This is a genomic window from Geminocystis sp. CENA526 (genome assembly GCF_050753365.1).
In the GTDB taxonomy this organism is placed as follows: Bacteria; Cyanobacteriota; Cyanobacteriia; order Cyanobacteriales; family Cyanobacteriaceae; genus Geminocystis.
In genome coordinates, this window is sequence record NZ_JBLZFY010000153.1 from 1 (window position 1) to 6,784 (window position 6,784).

At 32.7% G+C, this 6,784-nt stretch carries 10 protein-coding genes; 7 read left to right on the forward strand and 3 right to left on the reverse strand.

Features of this window, described 5'->3' with window-relative positions; translation table 11 throughout:
• Window positions 1-158: 158 nt before the first annotated feature.
• From petN to ACN4EE_RS21415, 4 genes are all read left to right on the forward strand, one after another.
• Complete coding sequence (gene petN, locus ACN4EE_RS21400; protein ID WP_017293292.1) at window positions 159-248, forward strand: cytochrome b6-f complex subunit PetN; 90 nt, start codon at window positions 159-161, stop codon at window positions 246-248.
• Between the two features lie 3 nt (window positions 249-251).
• The gene (locus tag ACN4EE_RS21405; protein WP_431708538.1) at window positions 252-392 is read left to right on the forward strand and encodes a hypothetical protein; all 141 of its coding nucleotides are present in this window, start codon (window positions 252-254) and stop codon (window positions 390-392) included.
• 117 nt (window positions 393-509) lie between these two features.
• The gene (locus tag ACN4EE_RS21410; RefSeq protein WP_431708539.1) at window positions 510-1,928 is read left to right on the forward strand and encodes an efflux RND transporter periplasmic adaptor subunit; all 1,419 of its coding nucleotides are present in this window, start codon (window positions 510-512) and stop codon (window positions 1,926-1,928) included.
• Window positions 1,929-1,943: 15 nt separating this feature from the next.
• Window positions 1,944-2,393 (forward strand): molybdenum cofactor biosynthesis protein MoaE, encoded by a 450-nt coding sequence (locus ACN4EE_RS21415; protein WP_431708540.1) that lies wholly within the window; start codon window positions 1,944-1,946, stop codon window positions 2,391-2,393.
• A gap of 131 nt (window positions 2,394-2,524) precedes the next feature.
• Here the strand turns inward: ACN4EE_RS21415 and ACN4EE_RS21420 are convergent, their stop codons facing one another.
• Window positions 2,525-3,355 (reverse strand): biotin--[acetyl-CoA-carboxylase] ligase, encoded by an 831-nt coding sequence (locus ACN4EE_RS21420; protein WP_431708541.1) that lies wholly within the window; start codon window positions 3,353-3,355, stop codon window positions 2,525-2,527.
• A 32-nt stretch (window positions 3,356-3,387) separates the two neighbouring features.
• Here ACN4EE_RS21420 and ACN4EE_RS21425 point away from each other — a divergent pair, with 32 nt between their 5' ends.
• Window positions 3,388-3,822: a DUF3038 domain-containing protein gene (locus tag ACN4EE_RS21425; RefSeq protein ID WP_431708542.1), complete on the forward strand. Its 435-nt coding sequence runs from the start codon at window positions 3,388-3,390 to the stop codon at window positions 3,820-3,822.
• A 172-nt stretch (window positions 3,823-3,994) separates the two neighbouring features.
• Here ACN4EE_RS21425 and ACN4EE_RS21430 read toward each other — a convergent pair whose 3' ends face one another.
• Together ACN4EE_RS21430 and ACN4EE_RS21435 are read right to left on the reverse strand one after the other, a co-directional pair.
• Window positions 3,995-4,264, reverse strand: coding sequence for a Txe/YoeB family addiction module toxin (locus tag ACN4EE_RS21430; RefSeq protein ID WP_431708543.1), 270 nt, complete (start codon window positions 4,262-4,264; stop codon window positions 3,995-3,997).
• Window positions 4,245-4,517 (reverse strand): type II toxin-antitoxin system Phd/YefM family antitoxin, encoded by a 273-nt coding sequence (locus ACN4EE_RS21435; protein WP_431708544.1) that lies wholly within the window; start codon window positions 4,515-4,517, stop codon window positions 4,245-4,247. Before ACN4EE_RS21435 ends, ACN4EE_RS21430 begins: the two co-directional genes overlap by 20 nt.
• 362 nt (window positions 4,518-4,879) lie before the next feature.
• Between ACN4EE_RS21435 and ACN4EE_RS21440 the strand changes: the two genes are divergently transcribed.
• Together ACN4EE_RS21440 and ACN4EE_RS21445 are read left to right on the forward strand one after the other, a co-directional pair.
• Window positions 4,880-5,575, forward strand: a complete 696-nt coding sequence (locus tag ACN4EE_RS21440; RefSeq protein ID WP_431708545.1) for a glycoside hydrolase family 24 protein — start codon at window positions 4,880-4,882, stop codon at window positions 5,573-5,575.
• A gap of 158 nt (window positions 5,576-5,733) precedes the next feature.
• Complete coding sequence (locus tag ACN4EE_RS21445) at window positions 5,734-6,246, forward strand: YqeG family HAD IIIA-type phosphatase (protein ID WP_431708546.1); 513 nt, start codon at window positions 5,734-5,736, stop codon at window positions 6,244-6,246.
• Window positions 6,247-6,784 lie beyond the last annotated feature (538 nt).

Here is a 6,784-nt window from a genome sequence, read left to right on the forward strand (position 1 = left end):
ATAGAGAAACAGAGTATAAACGAGGTAAAAAAGCACAACGATTAAGAGCGGGATGGGATGAGAAGTATCTACTGAAGATTTTATCTTCCTGAGTATGCGTTTGCCCTGTATGGTAAGATAAAATAGTTAAAATTAGAGTTTAAATGTAGTAATTAATTATGGATATTCTTACTTTAGGTTGGGCAGGGGTTCTTGCTCTTTTCACATGGTCGATCGCAATGGTAGTTTGGGGTAGAAAAGGTTTCTAAATCGTGGAATCATCACCAACTGTACTCAATACTTTATTTATCGTTGCCATTGCCTTATTAATTTTTGTCAGTGGCGGTATTCTTTATCTGACTACCCTTGAATGGCGCGATCGTCGTCAGCGCGATCGAGATAAAAAACTATAAGATATAATGAGGAATTAAGAATTAAGAATTAAGAATTAAAAAATTTTTAAAGTCTTTTCTTCCCCTCTTCCCCCTCTTCTACCTGTCCACCTGTCTCTCATTCTCATCTTAATTACTATGACGGTAAGCAACTTGGAAAAACAACATAATCCTCTGCCTTGGATTTTCGGCATTATGGGCGGTGGTATCATTCTTGTAGCTATATCTAGTTATGTGATGATGAATCGTAATAATGTTCCGATGGTGACAAATGAAAATACAGTACCTATCACTCAACAAACTCTTAGTCGAACGATTCGAGCCAGTGGTACAGTAGAACCCATACAAAGCGTTAATATCAGTCCCAAAAATGCGGGAAAAATTGTTAAACTATTGGTAGATCAAGGTGCGATCGTCAAACAAGGGCAACCCATTGCCGTCATGGATAATCAAGAATTATACGTTCAAGGTATTCAAGCGGAAGCTCGATTAAGACAATCGGAATCTAGCTTACAAGAAGCGGATATTAAGTTGCAAGGGGATATACAAGTTTATACAGCTCAAATCAATCAGGCTTTAGCACGTTTAGAAGAGTCGAAACGCCGTATTCCTAGCCAAGTTGATCAAGTTAGGGCGCAACTAGGAGAAGCCGAATCAAGATTAAAATTAGCGGAAAGTCAATTAAAACGTAACGAAAACCTTTTAAAAGAGGGAGTTATCAGTCAAAATCAGTTTGATGAATTAGCTAATCAATATATTGTGGCACAGGCAAATATTCAGCAGTTATTGCGTAGGTTAGAAGAACTACAAACCACAGAAGACCCAGAAATTCAAAGATTAGAAGCGGCGATCGCAGAAATCAAGATTGCCATGGAAGAAAGGCAGTTAAGTGGCAAAGCAGAAATTGAAAGATTGAAAGCCACCATTAAAGCCAGTCAAGCAGATTTAGAAATCGCCAAAATCAAATACGAAGAAACCTATATAACTGCGCCTTTTGATGGTATTGTCACCCAAAGATTTGCTACAGAAGGAGCTTTCGTAACCCCAACCACTTCTGCATCTGCTACAGCTTCAGCAACTTCAAGTTCCATTGTTGCTTTAGCAAGAGGGTTGGAAATTGTGGCAAAAGTACCCGAAATTGACTTAAATCAAGTGCAATTAGGGCAACCTGTTAAAATTATTGCTGATGCTTATCCTGATCAAGTTTTTCAAGGAGTAGTTAAAAGTATTGCTCCAGAGGCGATCGTGGAACAAAATGTAACATCTTTTGAGGTAAAAATTGCCATTGTGTCAGGACAAGATCAACTTTTGTCTAAAATGAATGTAGAGGTTAATTTTTTAGGGGATAAATTAACTAATGCGATAGTTGTACCAACGGTGGCTATTGTCACTCAGGAGGGTAAAACTGGGGTAATGATTCCTGATGAAAATAATGAGCCTAAATTTCAACCTATCACTATTGGCACTTCCGTTGATGATAAAACAGAAGTATTAAGTGGAGTAATGCCGGGTGATAGGGTTTTTATTGAATTACCAGATAAGAAAACTAGAAATTAAAATACGGGCTTGATTATGACTTTATTTACTGATTTTAGGATTACTTTTGCTCCCCTTTGCCTTGCAGAAGTCTATACTTTAGCAGATAATGCCAGTAACGGTGCGATCGTACTGATGAGTGGTACAGTGAGAAATCAGACAGAGGGAAAACCTGTTAAATATTTAGAATATCAGGCTTATGAACCTATGGCGATCAAGATTTTTCAAGATATTAGTCATGGAATTAAACAACAATGGCAAGATGTTAATACTGTCATTATTCACCATCGTATCGGGAAGTTAAGCATAGGAGATATTAGTGTCTTAGTTGCCGTAGGATGTCCTCATCGTGGGGAAGCCTTTAACGCTTGTCGCTATGGTATTGATACTTTAAAGCATAATGCGCCTATTTGGAAAAAAGAACATTTTGAAGATGGTGTTAGTAGTTGGGTTAGTATTGGGATGTGTGAGCAGGTTGCTTCATAATCTTAAAAGTTATGCACTTGTACCAAAAATCAAAGGATTGAGATTCCTTCGCTACTCTCGGAATGACAGAATATTCTTAGAGGTGCGTAAGTCTTAAATCGTTAAATATACTGCCTATGTTTTTATTATTTTCAGGGAGAAATTTCTGTGACAATATACAAATTATCTATGGATTTATGGTAGGAAATTCGATAATTTTCAAAGGATAAGTTAATTTTAGTACTGGCATTAGTTGATAATAATTTTATCTGTAAGTTACCTTGATGATTAATACCTAATATCTCACCTCTGAGATTATTTTCTAGTAAAACTTTTTCGTGGCGATTATACATAAATTGATTATAACTATTCACAATATTTTCTATTCCTAATTCAAGATATTGTTGATAGCTTTTAAGGAGTTCGATCGAGATAACTTTAGCTAAATCTATTAAGTTATTAATGGGATAATAATTATAATTTTGAAAGTAAGTATTTAAACTAATAGCATTTTCAGGATAAGAATTTTGATAATTAATACCAACTCCAATTATGATATTTTTTATGATATTTTTTTCTATTTTTGTTTCGCATAAAATACCCCCTAATTTTTTGTCTTCTAACATTAAATCATTTAACCACTTTATTTTGACTGGAATATTTAATGTTTTTAAACCATTGACAACGCCACAAATACTCCATAAAGTTATATGATTAAGAGATTCGATCGAACTGTTTAAATTTAGTGCCATACTCAAGTATAATCCCCCTAGGCTCGATCGCCAAATATTACCCCGTTGTCCTTTTCCTGCGGTTTGCTGTTTACCGATAACAATAAAAGGAGGACTAATATTTTTAGAAATTAACTCCCATGTCTTAGTATTAGTAGAGGTAACAGTATCATAAAGATAAACAGGGATAAAATTTTCTTTGACAATGCCAGAGGAAAATTCGCTAGATAAATTAAAAATTATTTGCTCCATATTAATAATTAATCAATCTCAAATTTAATTCTATGATAGAAGAACAAGAAAATTTAATAGACGTAGAAAAAGTTAACAATACTCCCAATAAAATTAAGCTAATTTATTTAGGTATTTTAGCATTAGGTATTCCCCTAGAATCGAAAGTTATTCCTAAACGTAAATCAGAGTTAGATATATTAATTGAATACTTAGTAGAATTATTGCAAAAAAATGATGAATTAATTAGAAGGGCTTGTTCTTTATTAGAACAAATTGACAATTCTGATAATGCTAATTATTATTATGGTACAGTCAAAGATTATTTAGATAAGTTTCTTGATTTAGCTAAATCTGATCCCATTTTAAGTGTAGAAATTCATCCAGAAAAAGAAACAATTATTGCTTTAAAAGTATTGACAAATTTACTCTTTTATGGTAGTAAATCAGGAAAAATTTACTTAAAACAACAATTACAATGTCTTTAGAAATTGAAACTAAGTTTCCCCTTTGTTTAAGGGGAATTAGGAGGGATCATATTCTCATTATTCATAACCTCTCCCCCATGCTAAAATCGTTATTATTGATGTAATTTTACCTGAATAATATTAAACTATTTTATCTTAAACTCGATCGAAACTCACCTATAATAATTATTCATTATTCATTTTCATAATGACCACCAATAGCGAAGATATAAATATATTGAGCATCAAACTTATAAACAATTCTATCTTTTTGAGATAATCTTCGAGACCATAAACCTGATAAATTATGCTTTAAAGGTTCAGGTTTTCCTAATCCCTGAGTAGGGTCTGATCTTAACATCTCTTTGAGAATTTTACAAAGATTTTGATGTAATTTTTTGTCCTTTTCTCGTAAATTTTCATAAACTAACCATGTCTTACCCTCAAAAATTAATGATCTCATTAATTTCTCCTATACTTGGTTCATAACCCTTGTTTTCCTGATGAGTAATTTGTGATTCATTAATCTGTTTTATTAAGTTACTATTTTGTAGAATATATAAAGTTTCTTGTTGCCTTTCCCAATCTTCCACACTAATTATCATAAAATCATCACCATTACGGCGAGTCACTTTTAAAGGGATATGATTATTAATTACTTCATCTACATAACTCCTCAAATTATCTCTAAATTGATTAACACTGATAACATTCATTGCCCTAATTTTCCCAATATTTTAAGTTTAATTATTTTTATTGTACGGTAAAGCCCTACGAAATTATCGTTAATTATTCCTTAAGTTTGATCGAACCTCCCCTACAATAATAAAATAACAAAATCTTAGTTCGTAGAACGATCTCACTATTAGCAGTGTAATTTATTACACGGTGGGCTATGATGTTAAATCAATAATTCATTACACGGTGGGTTATGAAACAAAACCAACAATTCATTACACAGTGGGTTATTGATAAACGACTAAAACCATTGTTAATTCTTAATTATTAATTCTTAATTCTCTAACTCCTAGTTATTATATGATTAGGATAATTATTTTAAGTTGATTTATTAAGCTGTATGACAAATTTTACTGACGATAGGCGAAACTTTACTGCCCAAGTAGGCAATTTCTTGAAAACAGTAATTATTTTGATCATGCTATCAGGATTAGTCGGTGTTTTTATTCAGGAAAGAAAAAGTGATTTAAAAAAGGCTAGTCAACATCTTATTTCCAGTATATATGGAAGTCCGCCTTTAGTCATGGAAGGTGGAAACCCCTATATTCGGGCTTTAATGCGCACTATTAGCGCTAGTGAGTCTAATTATCTTAATCCCTATCATGTTATTTATACGGGAAAGTATGTTAAAGATTTGAGTAAGCATCCTAATATTTGTGTGACTATCGTTAATGGACCTAATGAAGGAAGATGTACTACTGCATCAGGAAGATACCAATTTTTGAATACCACTTGGGAAGAAAAAGCCTCTTTATATCATCCTCAACCGTCAAAATTTTTCGTCTGGAAAGATTATAGTTTTGAACCTGAATATCAAGATAAAGTTGTTTACAACTGGCTTACGGACTCTAATGCTTGGAGTGAAGATATAACTAATTTATTGGAAAATGGTAATATCGATCGAGTCTTAAAATTATTATCTCCGACATGGACAAGTTTAGGCTACGGTATCGAGGATAATAATATGACGAGACATTTACCGCAAATTTATCATAAGTTACTTAAAGAAGAATTAGACAAGGGAATTAACAATTAACAATTAACAATTAACAATTAACAATTAACAATTAACAATTAACAATGGTTTTAGTCATTCATCAATAACCCACCGTGTAATGAATTACACGGCTAACGAGATAACGTTCAATTTATTGAACTTTTTGATTTACTATTCACTATTTACTATTCACTATCATGTCTAGGGCAAAAATATTACAACCTGATTTAGTTTTGGGAGATGTGGTGATTCATCTTACTCCCAGTTTAATTAAAAAATATAATCTGAAAGGATTAGTATTGGATGTCGATGAAACTCTTGTGCCTTGGAATGAAAAAGCCTTGTCTCCCGAATTGATGAGTTGGGTTGAAGAAGTCCGCCCTATGGTAGATTTATGGTTGGTTAGTAATAATCTTAGCGAAACTCGTATCAAATCGATCGCATCTAGTTTAAATTTACCTTTTATTTTTGGGGCGGCAAAACCTTCTCGCCGAAAATTACGACAAGCGGTGGAAGCGATGAATCATCCTATCGAAAAAATTGCTATGGTGGGCGATCGATTATTTACAGATGTTTTAGCTGGTAATCGTTTAGGAATGTTTACAATTTTGGTTGAGCCGATGGTATCATCTGAGACAAAATTGATTTCTGTAAGGAATTTTGAGGTGTGGTTATCACAAAAATTAGGGGTTTCTATTTATAAAACTTAATATTAGTTAATATTTAGCAATATTTTGTTACATTAATTGGTTAAATCTAAAGAAATTATTAAGAAAATCAATAAAACGTAAAAGATATGTGAATATAATCTTCATATAAATTGAGGTCAGCTTATATAAAGACCTTAAGCATAAATAAGTACATATAAAAAACCGAAAACCTCTCATATTTTTATGGGGGGTTTTTATATTTAGGGTTTGCTGAAAAAGTATGAGTGATGAAGAGGGGGAAGAGGAGAAGAGGGGGGGAAGAAAATGTTTTAAAATCTTCATTAAATTTAGTAAATAGCTATAAACAATCAATTTATGATTATTTTTCGTCAAAAATTATTATGATTCGATCGCGCAGCGCCGCTTTTAGCGATCGATTTAGTCTAAATTTTATCTCGAACTTAGGTAAACTCAGATTCTTTAGCTTAAACGGCGAGAAGCCCCACACTTTGTTTTCGAGTAAAAAAAATAATTAAAACAAGTGTGGGATGAATCGCCAGTGACGTGATAAAATAACTATAGGTTAACCACCTCAACC